Below are 19885 nucleotides of genomic sequence, written 5' to 3' on the forward strand. Positions count from 1 at the left end.
CGCAACGCATATTTTGCAATGCGGGGTTGCTGGTAACGTAAACAGCGTGTTTAGGAAGGCGAATATGATCGAGAATAAGAAGAAACCGAACCCGATCGACATTCATGTCGGTAGCAGGATTCGCCTTCGTCGGACGATGCTTGGCATGAGCCAGGAGAAGCTCGGCGAGAGTCTGGGGATTACCTTCCAGCAGATCCAGAAGTACGAAAAAGGCACGAACCGCGTCGGTGCGAGCCGGCTGCAGAACATTTCGCAGATACTCAACGTGCCGGTGTCGTTCTTCTTCGAGGATGCTCCGGGCGATGGCGGCGGCACCGGGCCGGGGATGGCCGAGGCGTCGAGCTCCAACTACGTCGTCGATTTCCTGTCCTCCTCGGAAGGGCTGCAGCTCAACCGCGCCTTCGTGAAAATTTCCGACCCGAAGGTCCGGCGCAAGCTGGTAGACCTCGTTAAAGCACTGGCCGCCGAGGCGGAGAGCGAATAGGCGGCAAGTCGCCCGGCACGAAAGAAGCGGCATCAAGCCGCTTTTTTCGTATGGAGACTGCTGTCCGAGCTCCAACCCTGCCGATAAGGACGGCAGCGCTTCGAGGCTGCGCATCCGACAAGGCGCGCTGGCGGCGGCTCACTCCCGCGAGCGAAAATTTTCCCTCAAGTCCGCATTTTCGGGAAAGCGGAACGTCGCAGCGATGCCGATATAAAGATATATTTATGTCGTTGTGTGCTTGTTTTTCACCGGCAAAACCACTAAACGTTTGGACCGCTTCTTTCATTGAGGGGACTTCCCGCATGCGCGCAAACTACCTGTTCACAAGTGAATCCGTAGCCGAAGGTCATCCGGACAAAGTGTGTGACCGTATCTCCGACGAAATCGTGGATCTGGTCTACCGCGAAGCCGCAAAGACCGGCGTCGATCCGTGGACTGTGCGCATCGCCTGTGAGACGCTGGCGACGACCAATCGTGTGGTCATCGCCGGAGAGGTCAGGCTGCCGCCGAGCCTTCTCAAGAAAGACAAGAACGGCGTCGACGTCATCAACCCCTCGAAGTTCAAGTCGGCGGCCCGCAAGGCGATCCGCGACATCGGCTATGAGCAGGACGGCTTCCATTGGAAGACTGCGAAAATCGACGTTCTTCTGCACTTCCAGTCCGCACACATCGCGCAGGGCGTGGACAACGCCGCCGACAAGCAGGGCGAAGAAGGCGCGGGCGATCAGGGCATCATGTTCGGCTATGCCTGCCGCGAGACCGCCGAGCTCATGCCGGCGCCGATCTACTATTCGCACCGCATCCTCAATCTGCTCGCCGCGGCCCGCAAGAAGGGCGAAGGCGAAGTCGCCAAGCTTGGTCCGGACGCCAAGAGCCAGGTGACGGTGCGGTACGTCGACGGCAAGCCGGCCGAGGCCACCTCGATCGTTCTTTCCACCCAGCATCTCGACGAGAGCTGGGATTCCACCAAGGTCCGCTCCGTGGTCGAACCCTATATCCGTGAGGCGCTCGGGGACCTGAAGATCGCCGACGACTGCACCTGGTACATCAATCCTACCGGCAAGTTCGTCATCGGTGGACCGGACGGCGACGCGGGCCTTACCGGCCGCAAGATCATCGTCGACACCTATGGCGGCGCGGCTCCGCATGGCGGCGGTGCCTTCTCCGGCAAGGACACGACCAAGGTCGACCGCTCGGCCGCCTATGCGGCCCGCTACCTTGCCAAGAATGTCGTAGCGGCGGACCTCGCCGAGCGCTGCACCATCCAGCTTTCCTACGCGATCGGCGTAGCCCAGCCGCTGTCGATCTATGTCGACCTGCACGGCACCGGAAAGGTCTCGGAAGATCAGGTGGAGAGCGCCATCCGCAAGACGATGGACCTGTCGCCGACGGGCATCCGCCGCCATCTCGACCTCAACCGGCCGATCTATGCCAAGACCTCCGCCTACGGCCATTTCGGCCGCAAGGCCGGCCGCGACGGTTCCTTCTCCTGGGAGAAGCTCGACCTGGTCAAGCCGCTGAAAGAGGCGATCGAGAGCGACTCCTCGTCCGTCAACGGAAGAGCGGCGAGCCGCGCGGCGTAAGCCCTGCCGGCGAGGCAGCTTCGGAAGAAGCCGCGTATTGAAGATATCGCAGCCGCCTGTTATCAGCCGTGGCAACAGTCAGGCGGGCGCTCCGGAGAGGAGCGTCCGCCTCCTTCATTGTGATTTCGGGCTTGGCTCGATCGGAAATCATGGATGCGGAGCTGGATGAGGAAAACGATGTGCGTCCTCTACCCGCAGCCTGCTTCATCTATGGGAAGAACGACATGACCGAAACGCGCGGTGCCAGAGCAACGGAGGCTTTCTTCGGCCGCCGCAAGGGCAAGCCCTTGCGGGAGCGCCAGGCGGCCCATCTCGAACACCTGCTGCCCCTTTTGAAGCTCGATCTCGAGAAGCCGGCTCCGGCCGATCTGACGGCCCTTTTTTCCGAGCCCGTCGAAAGAATCCGCCTGGAGATCGGCTTCGGCGGCGGAGAGCACCTGATCCACCGTGCTGCGGAAGACCCAGCGACCGGCTTCATCGGGGTGGAGCCCTTCGTCAATTCGATGGCGAAGCTGCTCGGGCAGATCGAGGCGAAGGCGATCAGGAACGTCCGCCTCTACGATGACGACGCGACGCAGGTGCTGGATTGGCTGCCGGCGGCATCCGTCGACCAGATCGACCTGCTTTATCCCGATCCATGGCCGAAGCGGAAGCACTGGAAGCGGCGTTTCGTCTCCGCGGTCAATCTCGACCGCTTCGCACGCATCCTGAAGCCGGGCGGCGTCTTCTGCTTTGCTTCGGACATCGATAGCTACATCAACTGGACGCTCATCCATTGCCGCGACCACGCGGCTTTCGAATGGACGGCGGAGACAGCGGCCGACTGGCTGACGCCTTTTGCCGGATGGCCGAGCACGCGCTACGAAGCCAAGGCCCGCCGGGAAGGGCGCAGTTCGGCCTATCTGACCTTTCGGCGTAGGTGAACCGGGCGTCTGGAGTTTGGCCCCTCAGCCGGCCTGCCGACCACCTTTTCCCGCGCGCGGGGCGAAGGGGATTCGCGGCCGCTGCTTAAGTCCCCTCTCCGTCTGCGAGGAGAGGGGCAATTCTTACCCGCTCAATGCAAAGTGACGGTGCGAAGGTCGTCTTCCGCCGCCTTGAAGAAGGTGCTGGAGCGGTTGTCCGTCAGCAGGATAGGCGTTCCATCGGCGCCGAACAGGGCCCACAGATCGATTCCAGGCCCCATCTCGGGCGCTTCCGGAAAGCAACGGGAGACCTCCTCAGAACGCATCTTGCGGATATAGCCGACCTCGCCTGCGCCAAGATGCGCAAGGTCGTTCTTCGACAGCGATGTGTTGATGGCTTTCAGTCCCATGGTCATGCTCCGTGGTCGCCGGCGCAGGAAAAAATCTCGCCGGTTATCCTATTCTGGGACCGAAATATTAATTTTCTTTACCATACGGGCGGGCTCGGGGCGCACCAGGTCCACCGCAAGGAGGCCGTTGCGCAATTCCGCGCCGAGAACCTGCATTCCATCGGCCAGCACGAAGGTCCGCTGGAACTGTCGGGCGGCGATGCCCCGATGCAGATATTCCCTTTCGCCGGTCTCGATCTGACGGCCGCGGATCACGAGCTGGTTTTCCTCGGTCGTCACGTCGAGGTCTTCCTCCGAGAAGCCGGCGACCGCGAGCGTTATGCGCAGGCGTTCCGGCGCGTCGGCGGCAGAATCGCCGCGAATTCGCTCTATATTGTAGGGAGGATAGCCGTCATTGCCCTTCGCGATGCGCTCAAGGGTCTTTTCCATGCTGTCGAAACCCACCAGAAGCGGGCTCGTAAAAGGCGTTATTCTGCTCATTCTCCAAGCCCTTGCAGCTCAAGCGACCATGTGTCGGACCTGCCAAGCAGCATCCTGCCTGCAATATGGTGGCTGTGTGCAGTGAGTGCAAGCGGCTTGCCTCCGCAGGCCGCGCAAATCATAGTCTCTGACTTGAGAGCGACGGTCCTGCAGGGAGATGAAAAGTGTCAAGCGCAAGAAAAATCATCATCGACACGGATCCGGGCCAGGACGACGCGGCGGCAATCATGCTGGCCCTCGGCAGCCCGGAGGAAATCGAGGTCCTCGGCATCACCGCGGTTGCCGGCAATGTTCCGCTGACACTGACGGCCCGCAACGCCCGCATCGTCTGCGAGCTCTGCAACAGGACCGACGTGAAGATCTTCGCAGGTGCCGAGCGGCCGGTCGCCCGCCCGCTCGTCACGGCCGAGCACGTGCACGGGAAGACGGGGCTCGATGGCCCTGCGCTTGACGAGCCGACGATGCCGCTTCAAGAGCAGCACGCCGTCGACTTCATCGTCGAAACGCTGCGTGCGGAGGCGCCGGGCGCCGTGACGCTTTGTACGCTCGGACCGCTGACGAATATCGCGCTGGCCTTGACGAAAGCTCCGGAAATCGCGCCTTCGATACGCGAGCTCGTGATGATGGGCGGCGGCTTCTTCGAGGGCGGCAACATAACGCCCGCGGCGGAATTCAACATCTATGTCGATCCGGAGGCAGCCGAGATCGTCTTCCGCTCCGGCATCCCGATCGTGATGATGCCCCTCGATGTCACCCATCGCGTTCTGACGCGGAAGGTTCGCGTGGAGAAAATCCGCGCGATCGGCAACCCGGCGGCAGCGGCCCTTGCCGAGATGCTGGAATTTTTCGAGCGTTTCGACATCGAGAAATACGGCACCGACGGCGGGCCGCTGCACGATCCGACCGTGATCGCCTATATCCTGCGGCCGGAGCTATTCACAGGGCGGGACTGCAACGTCGAGATCGAAACGGCGTCTCCGCTCACCACGGGCATGACCGTGGTCGACTGGTGGCAGGTCACCGGCCGGGCGCACAACGCCAAGGTCATGCGGCACATCGACGACGAGGGCTTCTTCGAGCTCTTGATCGAGCGGTTGGCCCGTCTCTGAGAGCCATGTACGCCTTGCCCGGAAAAGACGACGGCGCCCGATGAGGATCGGACGCCGTCTTGCAGCCGGTGCGGGCCGCGATCAGAATTCTTCCCAGTTGTCCTGCGCGAGCGCATTGGCGCCGGATGTTTTGGCAAGCACCTTTTGAGTCGAATTCGAGTAGGCGGCACTGCGCGGCGCCTGGGCGGGACGATTTTCCCCGGGGGCAGCCGCACGCATCCGCTCGGCCGTACCGCGCAGCATTTCGGCCGGGGCCTGGGTCTGCACCGCCTGCGGGGCAATCTGGAAACGGGCGACCAGCGCGCTTAAGGCGCGAGCCTCGTCGTTCAGCGCCATGCTGGCGGCCGTCGTCTCTTCCACCATGGCAGCGTTTTGCTGTGTCACCTGGTCCATCTGATTGACGGCGGAATTGATCTCCTTGAGGCCCACCGCCTGCTCCGAGGCGGAGCTTGAGATCTGGCGGATGAGCCCGTTGATCTGCACCACCTGCTCGGCGATCTTCTCGAGCGCGCCGCCTGCCTTGCCCACGAGGTCGACGCCCTCGCGAACCTGGCCCGCCGATGTATTGATCAGCGTCTTGATTTCCTTTGCGGCATTGGCAGAGCGCTGCGCGAGTTCGCGGACCTCCTGTGCGACGACCGCGAAGCCCTTGCCGGCATCGCCGGCGCGGGCGGCCTCGACCCCGGCATTGAGCGCCAGAAGGTTGGTCTGGAAGGCGATTTCATCGATGACGCCGATGATCCGGCTGACTTCATGCGACGACTGCTCGATGCCATTCATGGCGGCGATCGCCTTCTGCACCACCTCGCCGGACTGTTCCGCGTCGCTGCTTGCGACCTCGACGGATTTCGCGGCGACCTTGGCGTTTTCGGCGCTGGCGTTCACCTGCGAGGTCAGTTCGTCAAGCGCGGCCGCGGTCTCCTCGAGACTTGCTGCCTGCTGTTCCGTCCGATGCGACAGGTCGTTGGCGGCGCCTGAGATCTCGCTGGTGCCGCTGCCGATATTGACGACCGAGTGGTTGACGGTGCGGATCGTCTCTTCGAGGCTCTCCATCGTCGCGTTGAAATCGCGTTTCAGCTGGGCGTATTCGCCGGGGAAGTCGCCGGTAAGGCGGAAGGCGAGGTCGCCGGCGGAGAGATGCGACAGGGCCTTGCCGAGACGTGCGACGATGTCGCGCTGCAGAGCGCTGGCCTCGGTGCGTTCGTTTTCCGAACGTCCGCGTTCGAGTTCGGCCTGCTCTCTCTCGTGACGTGCCTCGCTTTCGAGCCGCCTGTTGTCGGCGAGCTGGTGACGGAAGCCCTCGAGCGACCTGGCGACGGCGCCTGTCTCGTCGGAGCGTTCCTGACCGGAAATCGGCCGGGTATATTCTCCGTTGCTGAGCGTCTCGACGTCGCCCACGAGGCCGGCAAGCGGCTTCTGGACGAAACGGCGAACGGCGAAATAGAGGCCGGCGAGCACCGCGCCGAGGACCATCAGACCGCCGACGATCATCATATAGGTCTGATCGCGTACCGGCGCATTGATGGCTGAGCGCGGAACATCGACCAGAACCAGCCATTGCGCGCTCACGTCGGGCAGGCTGAAAGGATAGACCACACGGTCGAAAGGCTCGTTACCGTCGTAAGTCAGGTTCTCGATCATGCGGGGCGTGCCGGCGGAAAGGGCGTCTTTCACCAACTCGGCGCCTTCGCCGTCATATTCCTTCATCAGCAGTTCGGGGATGGGTGCGGCGAGCCACTTGCCGCTCTGCGACAGCAGGTAGACCCGGCCGGAGCCGAAAGGCTTGACCGCCGAGAGACGGTCCGCGAGTGCGGCGAGCGAAATATCGACACCCGAAACGCCGATCATTCTGCCGTTCGACATGACGGGATAGGCGATCGACGTCATCGTGGTCGGGACATCGGTGCCCTCGGCGAGATAGGGCTGGGTGATGGCGCCCTTGCCGCTTTTCGCCGCGAGGCCGTACCACTCGGCCGCATAATCGGCCTTGAACGTCGAGAGCTGGATATTTCCGTTGCGGTCCTTGGACCAATAGGGCGTGAACGCACCGTCGGCATTGCCGCCAAGTTCCGTGTTGTCGACGACGTCCTTCCCGTCATAGGCCTTGGGCTCTTCGGCGAACCAGCTGCCGAAGGCAAAGCCATGCTGCTCCAGGTTGGCCTTCAGGAGATTGATTGCGCCTGCGCGGTCGGTGGACTGTCCGGCATGGCCGCGCCCGAGAACGCCCGACATGGTCCGCGCGGCGGCGGCAAGTTCGCCGACGCTTCCCGCGATGTCGGCCGCGATCGCCCGCGCTTCCGTCTTCGCGCCGTCGAAGACCAGCGTTTCGACACGGTCCCGCGTCTGGGAGATAAGCACGTAATTCGACGCGAGCAGCACGAGGGCAATCGTGCCTCCCGTCACCGCGATCAATTTTGTCGCCAGCGATCTGGCTTGGAACTTGAACATGAAATCCTCACGCACTGAGAGGTCCGCAGGTGCTGAACCCGCGGCGCGACATATTCGGAACTGTGGGTGAAGCTCCCTCATGGAGCGCCAGATGCCGACCGGCATGGAGGAGCGGCCGAACCGGAGCTGGCCTTCTCGCTGACCTGATTAGACGATCAAAGATTAAAATACGGCCAACGCCGCACCTGATTCCGGGTTCAAGCGGCAGGATTTGCGCGGCGGCCTTGCCGGCGGGCGCTTATCTCACGGTCTTCCAGCGCGTTTCAATGTTTCATGGAAACACTGAAATAGTCTGAACCTGTGCGCTTCCGGACGGAAAACGGTGGCACACTTTCCTGGAAGGTGCGTCAGAGCCGGGCGGCGACGTCGGCGGCAAGCGGTATCGAGGGCTGCGCGCCGGGCTTGAGGCAGGCCAGCGATCCCGCAACCGCGGCGCGGCGGAGCGCCTCGGAAAAGGCGAGGCCGGCGTCGAGGCCGGCGGCGAGATAGCCGCAGAAGGTATCTCCTGCACCGACCGTATCGACGGGCTCGATCGTGAGCCCTTTCGCGCGATGGAGTTCGCCTTCGTGAATCGCCACCACGCCCTCAGCGCCAAGCGTTACGATCACGGTCTGGCGGGTCTCGGCGTGCAGCCCCTTCATAGCCTCTTCCCGCTCGGCGCCGGCGATGCCCGCTTTGCCGGCGAGCAGCTCGAACTCGGTCTCGTTGGCAATGACGATATCGGCCATGCGGCCGAGGCGCGCCGCATCCGGCGTCAGCGGCGCGATGTTGATGATCGATCGGACGCCGCGCCGTTTTGCTTCGGAGAGTGCCTTCTCCACCGAGGCAGCTGGAATTTCGAGCTGGAGCATCAGCGTGTCGGCAGCAGACATTCTTGCAACGGCGTTCGCGGCGTCGTCCTCGCTCACGCGTGCATTGGCGCTGGCGACCACAACGATGACGTTTTCGCCGTCGCCGCCGACGATGATATGTGCCGTGCCGGTCGGCTCGCCGACGGTCTTCGTCAGATCGAGATCGGTGCCGGCCTCCTTGAGCAGCGCCAGCGCGCCCTCGGCGAAGGCGTCGGAGCCGACGGCACCTGCCACGCGCACCGAGGCGCCGGCGCGGCGCGCCGCGAGCGCCTGGTTTGCGCCCTTGCCGCCCGCCGCAGTGGAAAAGTCCGTTCCGGCGACAGTTTCGCCCGGCTTCGGGAGGCGTGCGGTGGTGGCGATCAGATCCATGTTGATGGACCCAAAAACAGTGATCATGTGGAGGCGTCCCGTCGGCTTGCTTCTTTGTTTTTCGCCTGTCGTCATTCCAACCGCTGCACGGTTTCGCGCGACACACGCATTTGCCGGAGAGTGCCCGACGCCGTCAGTCCTCGTCAACCACTCTCAGCTTCAATTGCCCCATGCGCCCGTCCATCGGGCGCCCGCTGCCGTCGCCCGGCTTTTCGCCCTGTCTCGGATCGCCCTCGGCCTGCAGCTCGAGCGCCTCGATCTTGGCGCCCCGACGGGTCAGCTTGTCCGAGGAGATCAGGATGTCCTCGACATCCTTCTGCGTCATGGCGAAATGGCCCTGGAGCTTGCGTACGCGCTCATCGAGACGCGAGAGGTCTTCCATCAGCCGTACGACTTCGCCCTGGATCAGGTGGGCCTGCTCACGCATGCGGGCGTCTTTCAGGATCGCCTGGATGACCTGGATCGAGAGGAGCAGGAGCGACGGAGAGACGATGACGATCCGCTGGCGGTGCGCCTTCTGGACGATCGCTTCGAAATGCTCATGGATTTCGGCGAAGATCGATTCGGAGGGAACGAAGAGGAAGGCCGTATCTTGGGTCTCGCCCGGCAGGAGATATTTGCCGGAGATATCGCGGATATGCACCTCCATGTCGCGGCGGAAGGCCTGCGCGGCCTGTTGCCGTCGTTCGGCGCTCGCCGCGTCCCTCATGGAATTCCAGGCCTCGAGCGGAAACTTCGCGTCGATGACCAGCGGCGGCTGGCCGTTCGGCATGCGGATGGTGCAATCCGGCCGCGCGCCGTTGGAAAGCGTCGCCTGGAAGGCGAAGGCGCCCATCGGCAGGCCGTCCGCGACGATCGCCTCCATGCGCGACTGTCCGAAGGCGCCGCGCGTCTGCTTGTTGGCGAGGATGCTCTGCAGCCCGGCCATATCCTTGGCGAGCGACTGGATGTTGTTCTGCGCGTTGTCGATCACCGCGAGCCGCTCCTGGAGCCGCCGCAGATTTTCGTGCGTCGCCTTCGTCTGCTCGCTGATCGAGGCGCCGATGCGATGCGTCATTCCGTCGATGCGTTGGCTGAGCGACTGGTTCAGTTCCGCCTGCCGGGCGCCCAGCACCTCGGTCATGGCGGCGATCCGTCCCTGCATCTCCGTCTGCGCCGCGATGAGCGCCGACATTTGCTCTTCGCGGTCGATCGCGCGAGCCGAACGGGCGCGCCGCACCATAATGGACGAGAACAGCACCACGAGAAGGGCGGCGGCTGTGACGAGGAGGCCGGCCGTGACGGGCAGGGCGCCGACGAGGAACAGCGGCTGATCGAAGGAAAAGGGGATGGGCTCCATGGCCGCAGACTAACAGATTCGCGTGCGAAAACCAGATCAAAACGAGAACATACATTTTCGCGTGCCGGTCGTTCCCACTTGGAGCGCCACGGGTTTCGCAATGGCAATTTTCTTGCGCGTCGAGGGAAAGATCGGCTATGGGGATCGACATGACGATCAAGCCGCTCATCATTCTTCCCGATCCGGTTCTGCGCCAGGTGTCGACACCGGTGGAGACCATTGACGCCGATATTCGCCGGCTCGCCGACGATATGCTGGAAACCATGTACGACGCGCCGGGCATCGGTCTCGCCGCGATACAGATCGGCGTGCCGAAGCGCCTCCTGGTTCTGGATGTGACGAAGGAGGGAGAGGAGAAACAGCCGCTCGTCTTCATCAATCCGAAGGTCGTCCGCTCGTCCGAGGAGCGTTCGGTCTATGAGGAAGGCTGCCTTTCGATCCCCGACTATTACGCCGAGGTCGAGCGACCCGCCGCGATCACGGTCGAGTATGTCGATCGCGAGGGCAAGGAACAGGCGGTCGAGGCCGAGGGCCTGCTCGCCACCTGCCTGCAGCACGAGATCGACCATCTGAACGGCGTCCTGTTCATCGATTACATCTCCAAGCTCAAGCGAGATATGGTGATTCGCAGGTTCACCAAGGCGGCCAAGACGCGCGGCGCAAAGGCGATCTGATCCGTTCATGTCTTAGGTCGACCCGGCCTGAAACATTGTGATCTAGCGTCGCGGCCGCGTTCGAGCTGGAGCCGCCCCGCTCACGGGCAATCGAAAGAGACGGAGGCCGCCACTTGCCGCTTCGCATCATCTTCATGGGCACGCCGGAATTTTCCGTACCGACGCTCCTGGCGCTCGCCGGGGCGGGTCACGAGATCGCCGCCGTCTATACGCAGCCGCCGCGGCCGGCCGGCCGGCGCGGCCTCGACCTCAAGAAATCCTCCGTGCATCAGGCTGCCGAGCGCCTCGGCATTCCGGTGTTGACGCCCGTCAACTTCAAGGACGCCGCGGACCGTCAGACCTTCCGGGATTTCGGTGCGGACGTGGCGGTCGTCGTTGCCTACGGGCTGCTGCTGCCGGAGGAAATACTCTCCGGCACCCGCTTCGGCTGCTATAACGGCCATGCCTCGCTCCTGCCGCGCTGGCGGGGGGCGGCGCCGATCCAGCGGGCGGTCATGGCCGGCGACCGTGAGACCGGTATGATGGTGATGAAAATGGACAAGGGGCTCGATACCGGCCCCGTCGCTCTCGCGCAGTCGGTTCCGATCGACGAGACGATGACGGCCGGCGAATTGCACGACCGGCTGATGCAGGTCGGAGCGGTGCTGATGACGGAGGCCATGGCCAGGCTCGAGGCCGGCGAGCTTCCACTCGCGCCGCAGGCGCAAGAGGGCGTCGCCTATGCCGCCAAGATTTCGAAGGAAGAGACCCGCATCGATTTCTCCCGGCCGGCGGCCGACGTGCACAACCATATCCGCGGCCTCTCGCCTTTTCCCGGCGCCTGGTTCGAACTCGACATTGCCGGCCGCCACGAACGCGTCAAGGTGCTTGGCTCCGAGATGTCGGAAGGGAAAGGTGCTCCCGGAGAAGTGCTTGATAATACTCTCAGCATCGCCTGCGGAAAAGGCGCGGTGCGGATGACGAGATTGCAGCGTGCGGGCGGCAAGGCGCTCGCCTCGGCCGATTTCCTGCGCGGCACGCCCATCGCTGCCGGCGCGAGGATCGCCTGATGCCCCGCTATCGCCTGACCGTCGAATATGACGGTTCCGATTATGTCGGCTGGCAGAGGCAGGACAACGGTCCCTCGATCCAGGGCGCCATCGAGAAGGCGGTCCTGTCGCTCACCCGCGAGACGGTCTCGATCCGCGGCGCCGGGCGCACCGATTCCGGCGTTCATGCCAGGGGGCAGGTGGCGCATCTCGATCTCACGCGCGAGTGGAAGTCGTACACGCTGCAAAACGCCCTCAACGCGCATCTGGCGCTCGCCGGCGAACGGGTCTCGATCCTCGATGTCGCGGAAGCCCCCGGCGATTTCGATGCGCGTTTCTCTGCAATCCGCCGGCATTATCTCTATCGGATCGTTTCCCGCCGGTCGCCACTGGCGCTGGAGGCGCGGCGCGCCTGGTGGGTGCCGAAGCCGCTCGATCACGACGCCATGCACGAGGCGGCGCAGCGCCTCGTCGGCCATCACGATTTCACCACCTTCCGCTCGGCCCACTGTCAGGCGACGAGCCCCTTGCGCACGCTCGACCGGCTGGACGTTACCCGTGCGGGCGAGCTCATCGAAATCCGCGCCACGGCACAAAGCTTTCTCCACAACCAGATCCGTTCCTTCGCGGGCTCCCTGAAGCTCGTGGGCGAGGGCAAATGGACGCCGGATGACCTGCAGATCGCGCTCGAAGCACGGGACCGCAAGGCGTGCGGCCCGGTCGCCCCGCCGGACGGGCTTTATTTCATGCGGGTGGATTACTAAGCTGGAAACAGCAGCCCCTCATCCGGCCTGCCGGCCACCTTCTCCCCATCATCTGGCGGATGCGGGGCTTTCACGAACGCCGCCGCTCAACCCGGCATCAAGCCGAGCAGGCGCTGCAGGAACTGCATGATCATCAGCGGTGACAGCAGAAAGATCGCGGCAAGGGCGGCGGCGAGCAGGTTCTGCTTGGCGGTAACGGTCCGCAAGAGGCGGAAGAGCAGCGCCGAGCTGGCGACGAGCAGCAGAAGCCACAAGAGGGCTGCCATACCGGCGCTGCCGGGTATGACCAGCAGCAACGCGGCCGGTACCGCCATGGCATAGGTCAACGGGACCTGGAGCCAATTGGTCGTGACGATTACCGGCACCACCAGGGCGGAAAAGCCGAGCGGGCGCGAGAGGACGGCGATCAGCACGATCGGCAGCAGCCAGCTCACGAGATCGACGGCGAGAAGCTTCCCGAAGAAGCCGATGCCGACAGTCGTGCCGGTCGGCATCACCGAGAGATAATAGAGCCGCCACAAGGCCCAGCCCACGGCCAGCGCCGGCAGCGTCCAGAGGATCGCCGTGAAGGAGCGCCACAACCCGCTCTCGCTGATGTCCAGCCAGCGATAGCCTTCGTGGTTGCCCTGGATCAGCAGCCACAGCCCCTTGATATAGACAAGGACTTCCTCAAGCAGCGGCATGACCGAACCAGCGGGCGATGAAGGTTTCGTAGATCCCGGTCAGGGTTTCGAGATCGGCAAGGGCGACGCGTTCGTCGACCATGTGCATGGTCTTGCCGACGAGGCCGAATTCGACGACGGGGCAATAGTCCTTGATGAAACGCGCGTCCGATGTGCCGCCGGTGGTCGACAGCTGCGGCTGCCGCCCGGTGACGGCCTCCACGGCACCTGAAAGCGAATCGATGAGCGCGTTGTTGCGCGTCAGGAAGACGTGGCTCGGACGCTCGTTCCAGACGATCTCGTATCTGGCCGGAGCGCGGCCGGGCCTCAGCGCGCTGTCGGCTGCTGCGCGGTCGAGACGCGCGACGATCTCCGCCATCAGGCTTTCGGCCGTCCAGCGGTCATTGAACCGGATGTTGAAGGCGGCACTCGCCCTCGCCGGAATGACGTTTACTGCGGAATTGCCGACGTCGATGGTCGTGACTTCGAGGTTCGAAGGCTGGAAATTTTCCGTTCCGTCGTCGAAGGGCGGATCCATCAGGGCCTTTGCGAGCTGCAGGATGCTGCGCACCGGATTGTCCGCAAGGTGCGGATAGGCCGCGTGGCCCTGGACGCCGTGAACGGTGATCCGGCCGGAGAGCGACCCGCGCCGGCCGATCTTGATCATGTCGCCGATGCCGTCCGGATTGGTCGGCTCGCCGACGAGACAGGCGTCCCAGCGCTCACCCCTTGCCGCCGCCCATTCGAGGAGCTTCACCGTGCCGTTGATCGCCGGGCCTTCCTCGTCGCCGGTGATGAGGAAGGAGATCGAGCCCTTAGGCGCGCCATGCTTCTCGATATGGCGGGCGACCGCCGCCACGAAACAGGCAATGCCGCCCTTCATGTCGACTGCGCCGCGTCCGTACATTTCACCTTCGGCGATCGCGGCGGAGAAGGGCGGTCGACTCCAGGCGGCCTCGTCGCCGACCGGCACCACATCGGTGTGACCGGCGAACATCAGATGCGGTCCGTCGCCTCCGATCCGGGCATAAAGGTTTTCGATGTCGGGCGTTCCGGGTTCCTTCGCCACGGCCCGGTCGACCTTGAAGCCGACCGGTGCCAGCATGGCTTCAAGAGTCGTCAGCGCGCCTCCCTCGGCGGGTGTGACGGAGGGGCAGCGAATGAGGGCAGCGAGATTGGAGACGGGATCGGTCGGGAACATGGAAGGTATGCCTGCGAAGCCGGTGGGCCAGAAAAGGTAGTCCGGGAACAGAGATTGCCGGTTTATCCGATCAGCCACCCGCTGTCACGTCCGATGAGCCCGGTGGGCTTCGCAGGGCGCTGAAAAGAGAACGGGCCGGACAGATGTTCGGCCCGCCATCGACCCCGTTTTGGGGGGCAGGAAAGGCTACTCGCCGGGGGCGAGATGCGGGGCTTCGATATGCGCTCCGGTGTGCTTCAGAGGCCTTTCGCCGGAAAGCTTGCGGATGAGCACATAGAAGACGGGCGTCATGAAGATGCCGAAGGCCGTGACGCCGATCATCCCGGCAAACACCGCCACGCCCATGGCTGAGCGCATTTCCGCCCCGGCGCCGGTGGAGGTGACGAGCGGCACGACGCCCATGATGAAGGCCATCGAGGTCATCAGGATCGGTCTGAGCCGGAGGCGGCTCGCCTCGATCGCGGCACTGACGGCATTGCTGCCGGACAGTTCCAGTTCGCGGGCGAATTCGACGATCAGGATCGCGTTCTTCGCCGATAGACCCACCAGAACGATGAGGCCGATCTGGGTGAAGACGTTGTTGTCGCCGCCGGTCAGCCAGACGCCCGTCAGCGCCGCCATGATGCCCATAGGCACGATCAGGATGATCGCGATCGGCAGCAGCAGGCTCTCATACTGGGCCGCAAGCACGAGATAGACGAGCAGCAGCGCCAGCGGAAAGACGAGGATGCCCGAATTGCCGGCGAGGATCTGCTGATAGGTCAGGTCCGTCCACTCGTACGAAATGCCGGGCGGCAGCGTTTCGGCCGCAATCCGCTCGATGGCCGCCTGCGCCTGGCCGGAGGAGAAGCCGGGTGCCGGTCCGCCATTGATGTCGGCGGCGAGGAAGCCGTTGTAGCGGATCGCCCGCTCGGCGCCGACCGTCTGCTCGACGTTGAGCAGGGCCGACAGCGGAATCATCTCGCCCGTCTGCGAACGCACCTTCAGCTTGCCGATGTCGTCGGCGTGGCTGCGGTAGCTCGCATCGGCCTGGATGCGCACGCTGTAGGTGCGGCCGAACGCGTTGAAGTCGTTGACGTAGAGCGAGCCCAGATAGATCTGCAGCGTCTCGAACACGTCCGTGACCGCGACGCCGAGCTGGCGCGCCTTGGTGCGGTCGAGGTCGGCATAGAGCTGCGGCACGTTGATCTGGTAGCTCGAATAGAGCCCGGCGAGTTCGGGTGCCGCCATCGCCTTGGCGAGGACGGCCTTGGTCGCATCGTCCAGCGTCCGGTAGCCGAGGCCGTTCCTGTCTTCGATCTGCAGCTTGAAGCCGCCGGTCGTGCCGAGGCCCTGGACGGGCGGTGGCGGGAACATGGCGATGAAGGCATCCTGGATCGCCCCGAACTCCTGGTTCAATTGCATGGCGATGGCGCCGCCCGAAAGTTCGGGCGTCGTACGCTCCTCGAACGGCTTCAGCGACACGAAGACGATGCCGGAGTTGGACGAGTTGGTGAAGCCGTTTATCGACAGGCCCGGGAAGGCGATGGCGTGTTCGACGCCCGGGTGCTTGAGGGCGATCTCGCTCATGCGCCGGATGACGTCTTCCGAGCGATCGAGCGTCGCCGCGTCCGGAAGCTGTGCGAAACCGATGAGATATTGCTTGTCCTGGGCCGGCACGAAGCCGCCGGGCACCGCGCGGAAGAGCACGAAAGTGACCCCGAGGAGGACGACATAGACGCCCATGACCAGCGACTTGCGGGTAAGAATGCCGCCGACGCCGCGGCCATAGGCCTCCGAACTCGCTCCGAAGAAGCGGTTGAAGCCGCGGAAGAACCAGCCGAACAACCGATCCATGACCCGCGTCAGACGGTCCTTCGGGGCGTGGTGGTCCTTCAGGAGAAGGGCGGCGAGCGCCGGCGAGAGCGTCAGCGAGTTGAGGGCTGAGATCACCGTCGAGATCGCGATGGTCAGCGCGAACTGGCGGTAGAACTGGCCGGTGAGCCCGGTGATGAAGGCGAGCGGCACGAATACCGCGACGAGAACCAGCGCGATCGCGATGATCGGCCCAGACACCTCCTGCATGGCGCGATAGGTTGCCTGCACCGGCGAGAGACCCTGGGAGATATTTCGTTCGACGTTCTCGACGACGACGATGGCGTCGTCGACGACGATGCCGATCGCCAGCACCAGGCCGAAGAGGCTGAGCGCGTTGATCGAGAAGCCGAAGACATACATGACGGCGAAGGTACCGACGATCGAGACGGGCACGGCAACGAGCGGGATGATCGAGGCGCGCCAGGTCTGCAGGAAGACGATGACGACGACGACCACGAGCGCGATGGCTTCGAGCAGCGTGTGGATGACCGATTCGATCGACGCCCGGACGAACTGCGTCGTGTCGTAGACGATCTCGTAATCGACGCCATCCGGCATGGTCTGCTTCAGCTCGGCCATGACCTTGTGGACATTTTCGGAGATCTGGATGGCGTTGGAGCCGGGCGCCTGAAACACGCCCATGCCGACGGCAGCCTTGTTGTCGAGAAGCGAGCGCAGCGAATAGTCCGCCGCCCCCATTTCGACGCGGGCGACGTCGCCGAGGCGCGTGATCTCCCCGCTATCGCCCGATTTGACGACGATGTCGGCAAAATCCTCGGGCGTCTTGAGGCGGCCCTGAGCGTTGACGGAGAGCTGCAGGTCGAGGCCGGGAACCGACGGCGAAGCCCCGATGACGCCGGCGGCTGCCTGGACGTTCTGCCCACGGACGGCATTGGCGATGTCGCTCGCTGCAAGCCCGCGCTCTGCGGCCTTTTCGGGGTCGATCCAGACGCGCATGGAATAATCGCCGCCGCCGAAGATCTGCACCTGGCCGACGCCGTCTACGCGCGCCAGCCGGTCCTTGACGTTCAGGACGCCGTAATTGCGCAGATAGTTGATGTCGTATTGCCCGTTGGGCGAAATCAGGTGCACGACGAGCGTCAGGTCGGGCGAGCTCTTGACGGTGGTGACGCCGAGCCGGCGCACCTCTTCCGGCAGCCGCGGCTCGGCCTGCGAGACGCGGTTCTGCACCAGCTGCTGAGCCTGGTCCGGGTCGGTTCCGAGCTCGAAGGTGACGGTCAGCGTCATCAGACCGTCGGCGGTCGCCTGGCTCTGCATGTAAAGCATGCCCTCGACGCCGTTGATCTGCTCTTCGAGCGGCGTGGCGACGGTTTCGGCGATGACGGCCGGGTTGGCGCCCGGATATTGCGCCCTGACCACGATCTGCGGCGGCACGACTTCCGGATATTCGGAAATCGGCAGGCCGGTCATGCCGATCAGGCCCGCGACGAAGATGATCACGGAGAGAACGCCCGCGAAGACCGGGCGGTCGACGAAGAAGCGTGAGAAATTCATGGCATCCCCCTTGGGAACTTCAGGCAAGCAGGGAGCGTCTGCGGCGAAAATGTTCGCTGCGAGCACCGGTGCATGCCGTAGGAATGTGTTGTGGGCGCCCTGCCTCTATGGTCCGGCAGGGCGCAGGCGCTTTATGGCTTGGCGATCGAGGCGGTCGCCTGTTCGGCCGGTTGCGGGGCAACCACGACTCCGGGGCGCACGCGCTGCAGGCCGTTGACCACGATGTTCTCACCCGGCTTCAGGCCGTTCTCCACGATCCGCAGACCGTCCGCGACTGGCCCGAGCGTGACCTGGCGGTACTCCACCTTGTTGTCGGCGCCGACGACCAGGACGAATTTCTTGTCCTGATCCGAGCTGATGGCGCGGTCGCTGATCACCAGCTTTTCCTCGGGCTGCGGATCGCCGATCCGGATTCGCACGAACTGGCCCGGGATCAGGCGGCCATCGGCATTGGCGAGTTCCGCCCGAAGGCGAATCGTGCCGGTTGCCGCGTCCACCTCGTTGTTGATGAGCTGGATATGGCCGGTGATCGGCGTTCCCTCGTCGGCGGAAGTGCCGACCTCGACGGGAATGCGTTCGATCGCCTCGGTCCTTGCCGCCGAGGCGGAAAGCTTTGCCAGGGCTGCCGCCACGACCTCTTCGCTGGCATTGAAGCTGGCATAGATCGGGTCGACGGATACGAGCGTGGTCAGCACCGGCGAGGCGGAGCCGGCGGAGACCAGATTGCCCGCCGTCACGTTGAGCCTGCCGACGCGGCCGCTGATCGGCGCACGCACTTCGGTATATTCCAGATCGAGTCTGGCGGTCTGGAGGGCGGCCTTCGCCGAGCGGAGGTTCGCCCGCGCCTCGTCGTAGACGCTGAGCCTCTGGTCGACCCCGCTCTGCGGGATAGCGTTGGTGGTCACCAGTTTGCGGCCGCGTTCGAGTTCGGTCTTGGCGAGCGCGACACGGGCCTCGGCTGCGGCGACCTGAGCCTCGGCGCGCTCGACTGCTGCGGCAAAGGGTTCGGGGTCGATCGTCACGAGCAGATCGCCTTTTCGGACCAGCGCGCCTTCACGGAAATGGGCGCTCAGGATCGCGCCGCCGACGCGGGGACGGATCTCGACGCGCTCGATCGCTTCGAGCCGGCCGGAGAAGCTCTCCCAGGTCGTGATGCGGCGCGATTCGGCCTTGGCGACGGAAACCGGAACGGCCGGCGGGGTCGCTGCTGCTGCGGGCGCTTCGGTCGCGGCATCCGCCTGGAAACGCTGGGGCAGCCCGAAGAAGACGGCTGCGCCGCCGCCGACGGACAAAAGGATGCTCAAGCCGGCGCCCCACAGGACCCGGCGGGTTACTGTCGATGTCATGTTTTCTCCAATGAAAGAACACAAGGACAAAAACGCTTGTTTTGCGTGGCTTTCCCTGGTTCGCTTAGGTTTTTGACCGACGTTCTCGCCGATCGGCGAATCTTCTCCTTTCGAAGGACGGGGTGTTCCGTCCTTCGGTCTTGAACCATTCTCCAATCCGTGACCCTAACGCCGGTCTGCTTTCGGCTTCGGTCACATAGTGGCGTTCGGCTCCCGGCTTCCCATTCTCCTTAAGAGCGCAGCCCAGTCTTGCCGGGCTCGCTAGCATCTCATCAGGACAGCCGGGATATCGTGGACGATGTCTTTTCCTCACCATTTGCGCCGCGCCGTTCGTAGGAACGCTGGTCACGCAGGATCTGGAAGGCGATCGTCAAAAGCTTGCGCGCGATCGCAACGCGCGCCTTGTTCGTTCCTCGGAACTTCAGGTGCTCATACTGAGCTCGAAGCTGCGAGTCCGTCGCGACGGCGGGCGCGACCGCCTCGACGAAGGCCCAGCGCAGCCACTTGTTGCCCTGCTTGATGATCTTGCCATGGTACGTCTTGCCGCCGGAGGAATAGGTCGAGGGCACAAGCCCGGCATAGGCCGCCAGTTTCTTCGGGCTACGGAACCGACCAATGTCATCGATCTCGGCGTCAATTAGGCGGGCAAAGAACTCCCCGATGCCAGGAATGGTCTTCAAGAGCTTCACATTGCTGTTGGTCTTCGTCATCGCGCGGATCGTCTCTTCCGACTGTTTGATCCGCCCGTTGATGTCGCCGATGAACTCCAGCCCCCGGTTGATCTGGATGCGGTCGATCTCCGACACATTGAGCGCGGCGAGTTGCTGACGCCCGGCCTTGCCGAACAGGTCGCCCAGCTTCTT

The 19885-nt window shown here is 64.0% G+C and carries 17 protein-coding genes; 7 read left to right on the forward strand and 10 right to left on the reverse strand.

What is annotated here, in order from left to right; all coding sequences use genetic code 11:
* Positions 1-64 precede the first annotated feature (64 nt).
* From ACTJKL_RS09215 to trmB, 3 genes are all read left to right on the forward strand, one after another.
* On the forward strand, positions 65-484 hold the full coding sequence (locus tag ACTJKL_RS09215) for a helix-turn-helix domain-containing protein (RefSeq protein WP_003527670.1): 420 nt from the start codon (positions 65-67) through the stop codon (positions 482-484).
* A 302-nt stretch (positions 485-786) separates the two neighbouring features.
* Entirely contained in the window at positions 787-2067 is a 1281-nt protein-coding gene (gene metK, locus ACTJKL_RS09220; RefSeq protein WP_440852736.1) for a methionine adenosyltransferase, read from the forward strand.
* A gap of 224 nt (positions 2068-2291) precedes the next feature.
* Positions 2292-2990, forward strand: coding sequence for a tRNA (guanine(46)-N(7))-methyltransferase TrmB (gene trmB, locus ACTJKL_RS09225; RefSeq protein WP_440852737.1), 699 nt, complete (start codon positions 2292-2294; stop codon positions 2988-2990).
* A 131-nt stretch (positions 2991-3121) separates the two neighbouring features.
* On the opposite strand, the gene ACTJKL_RS09230 is transcribed toward trmB, so the two are convergent.
* Both ACTJKL_RS09230 and ACTJKL_RS09235 read right to left on the reverse strand, forming a co-directional pair.
* On the reverse strand, positions 3122-3379 hold the full coding sequence (locus ACTJKL_RS09230; RefSeq protein WP_018094016.1) for a BQ00720 family protein: 258 nt from the start codon (positions 3377-3379) through the stop codon (positions 3122-3124).
* Between the two features lie 48 nt (positions 3380-3427).
* The gene (locus tag ACTJKL_RS09235) at positions 3428-3859 is read right to left on the reverse strand and encodes an Hsp20 family protein (protein WP_018094017.1); all 432 of its coding nucleotides are present in this window, start codon (positions 3857-3859) and stop codon (positions 3428-3430) included.
* 164 nt (positions 3860-4023) lie between these two features.
* Here ACTJKL_RS09235 and ACTJKL_RS09240 point away from each other — a divergent pair, with 164 nt between their 5' ends.
* Positions 4024-4968 carry a nucleoside hydrolase gene (locus ACTJKL_RS09240; protein WP_018094018.1) on the forward strand — a complete coding sequence of 315 codons (945 nt, stop codon included), beginning with the start codon at positions 4024-4026 and terminating at the stop codon, positions 4966-4968.
* Between the two features lie 81 nt (positions 4969-5049).
* On the opposite strand, the gene ACTJKL_RS09245 is transcribed toward ACTJKL_RS09240, so the two are convergent.
* From ACTJKL_RS09245 to ACTJKL_RS09255, 3 genes are all read right to left on the reverse strand, one after another.
* Entirely contained in the window at positions 5050-7416 is a 2367-nt protein-coding gene (locus ACTJKL_RS09245) for a methyl-accepting chemotaxis protein (RefSeq protein ID WP_338277811.1), read from the reverse strand.
* Between the two features lie 347 nt (positions 7417-7763).
* On the reverse strand, positions 7764-8663 hold the full coding sequence (locus ACTJKL_RS09250) for a ribokinase (RefSeq protein ID WP_440852738.1): 900 nt from the start codon (positions 8661-8663) through the stop codon (positions 7764-7766).
* 106 nt (positions 8664-8769) lie between these two features.
* Positions 8770-9975 (reverse strand): DNA recombination protein RmuC, encoded by a 1206-nt coding sequence (locus ACTJKL_RS09255; RefSeq protein WP_440852739.1) that lies wholly within the window; start codon positions 9973-9975, stop codon positions 8770-8772.
* 149 nt (positions 9976-10124) lie between these two features.
* Here ACTJKL_RS09255 and def point away from each other — a divergent pair, with 149 nt between their 5' ends.
* The 3 genes from def (at position 10125) to truA (ending at position 12441) form a co-directional block, all read left to right on the forward strand.
* Positions 10125-10649, forward strand: a complete 525-nt coding sequence (gene def, locus ACTJKL_RS09260) for a peptide deformylase (protein ID WP_003527648.1) — start codon at positions 10125-10127, stop codon at positions 10647-10649.
* A gap of 113 nt (positions 10650-10762) precedes the next feature.
* Positions 10763-11698, forward strand: a complete 936-nt coding sequence (fmt, locus tag ACTJKL_RS09265) for a methionyl-tRNA formyltransferase (RefSeq protein WP_440852740.1) — start codon at positions 10763-10765, stop codon at positions 11696-11698.
* On the forward strand, positions 11698-12441 hold the full coding sequence (truA, locus tag ACTJKL_RS09270) for a tRNA pseudouridine(38-40) synthase TruA (protein ID WP_324762797.1): 744 nt from the start codon (positions 11698-11700) through the stop codon (positions 12439-12441). Before fmt ends, truA begins: the two co-directional genes overlap by 1 nt.
* 86 nt (positions 12442-12527) lie before the next feature.
* On the opposite strand, the gene ACTJKL_RS09275 is transcribed toward truA, so the two are convergent.
* The 5 genes from ACTJKL_RS09275 to ACTJKL_RS09295 form a co-directional block, all read right to left on the reverse strand.
* Positions 12528-13124, reverse strand: a complete 597-nt coding sequence (locus ACTJKL_RS09275; RefSeq protein WP_440852741.1) for a hypothetical protein — start codon at positions 13122-13124, stop codon at positions 12528-12530.
* A complete protein-coding gene (dapE, locus tag ACTJKL_RS09280; RefSeq protein ID WP_440852745.1) occupies positions 13111-14304 on the reverse strand; it encodes a succinyl-diaminopimelate desuccinylase in 1194 nt (397 codons plus the stop codon). Before dapE ends, ACTJKL_RS09275 begins: the two co-directional genes overlap by 14 nt.
* Before the next feature lie 186 nt (positions 14305-14490).
* Positions 14491-17676, reverse strand: a complete 3186-nt coding sequence (locus tag ACTJKL_RS09285) for an efflux RND transporter permease subunit (RefSeq protein WP_100669743.1) — start codon at positions 17674-17676, stop codon at positions 14491-14493.
* 131 nt (positions 17677-17807) lie between these two features.
* Positions 17808-19022: an efflux RND transporter periplasmic adaptor subunit gene (locus tag ACTJKL_RS09290; protein WP_018094027.1), complete on the reverse strand. Its 1215-nt coding sequence runs from the start codon at positions 19020-19022 to the stop codon at positions 17808-17810.
* A 272-nt stretch (positions 19023-19294) separates the two neighbouring features.
* Positions 19295-19885 (reverse strand): transposase (locus tag ACTJKL_RS09295; RefSeq protein WP_440852392.1); only part of this gene is annotated, 591 nt, incomplete at its 5' end.

This window comes from Sinorhizobium sp. 22678 (assembly GCF_052044265.1).
Classification (GTDB): Bacteria; Pseudomonadota; Alphaproteobacteria; order Rhizobiales; family Rhizobiaceae; genus Sinorhizobium; species Sinorhizobium meliloti_A.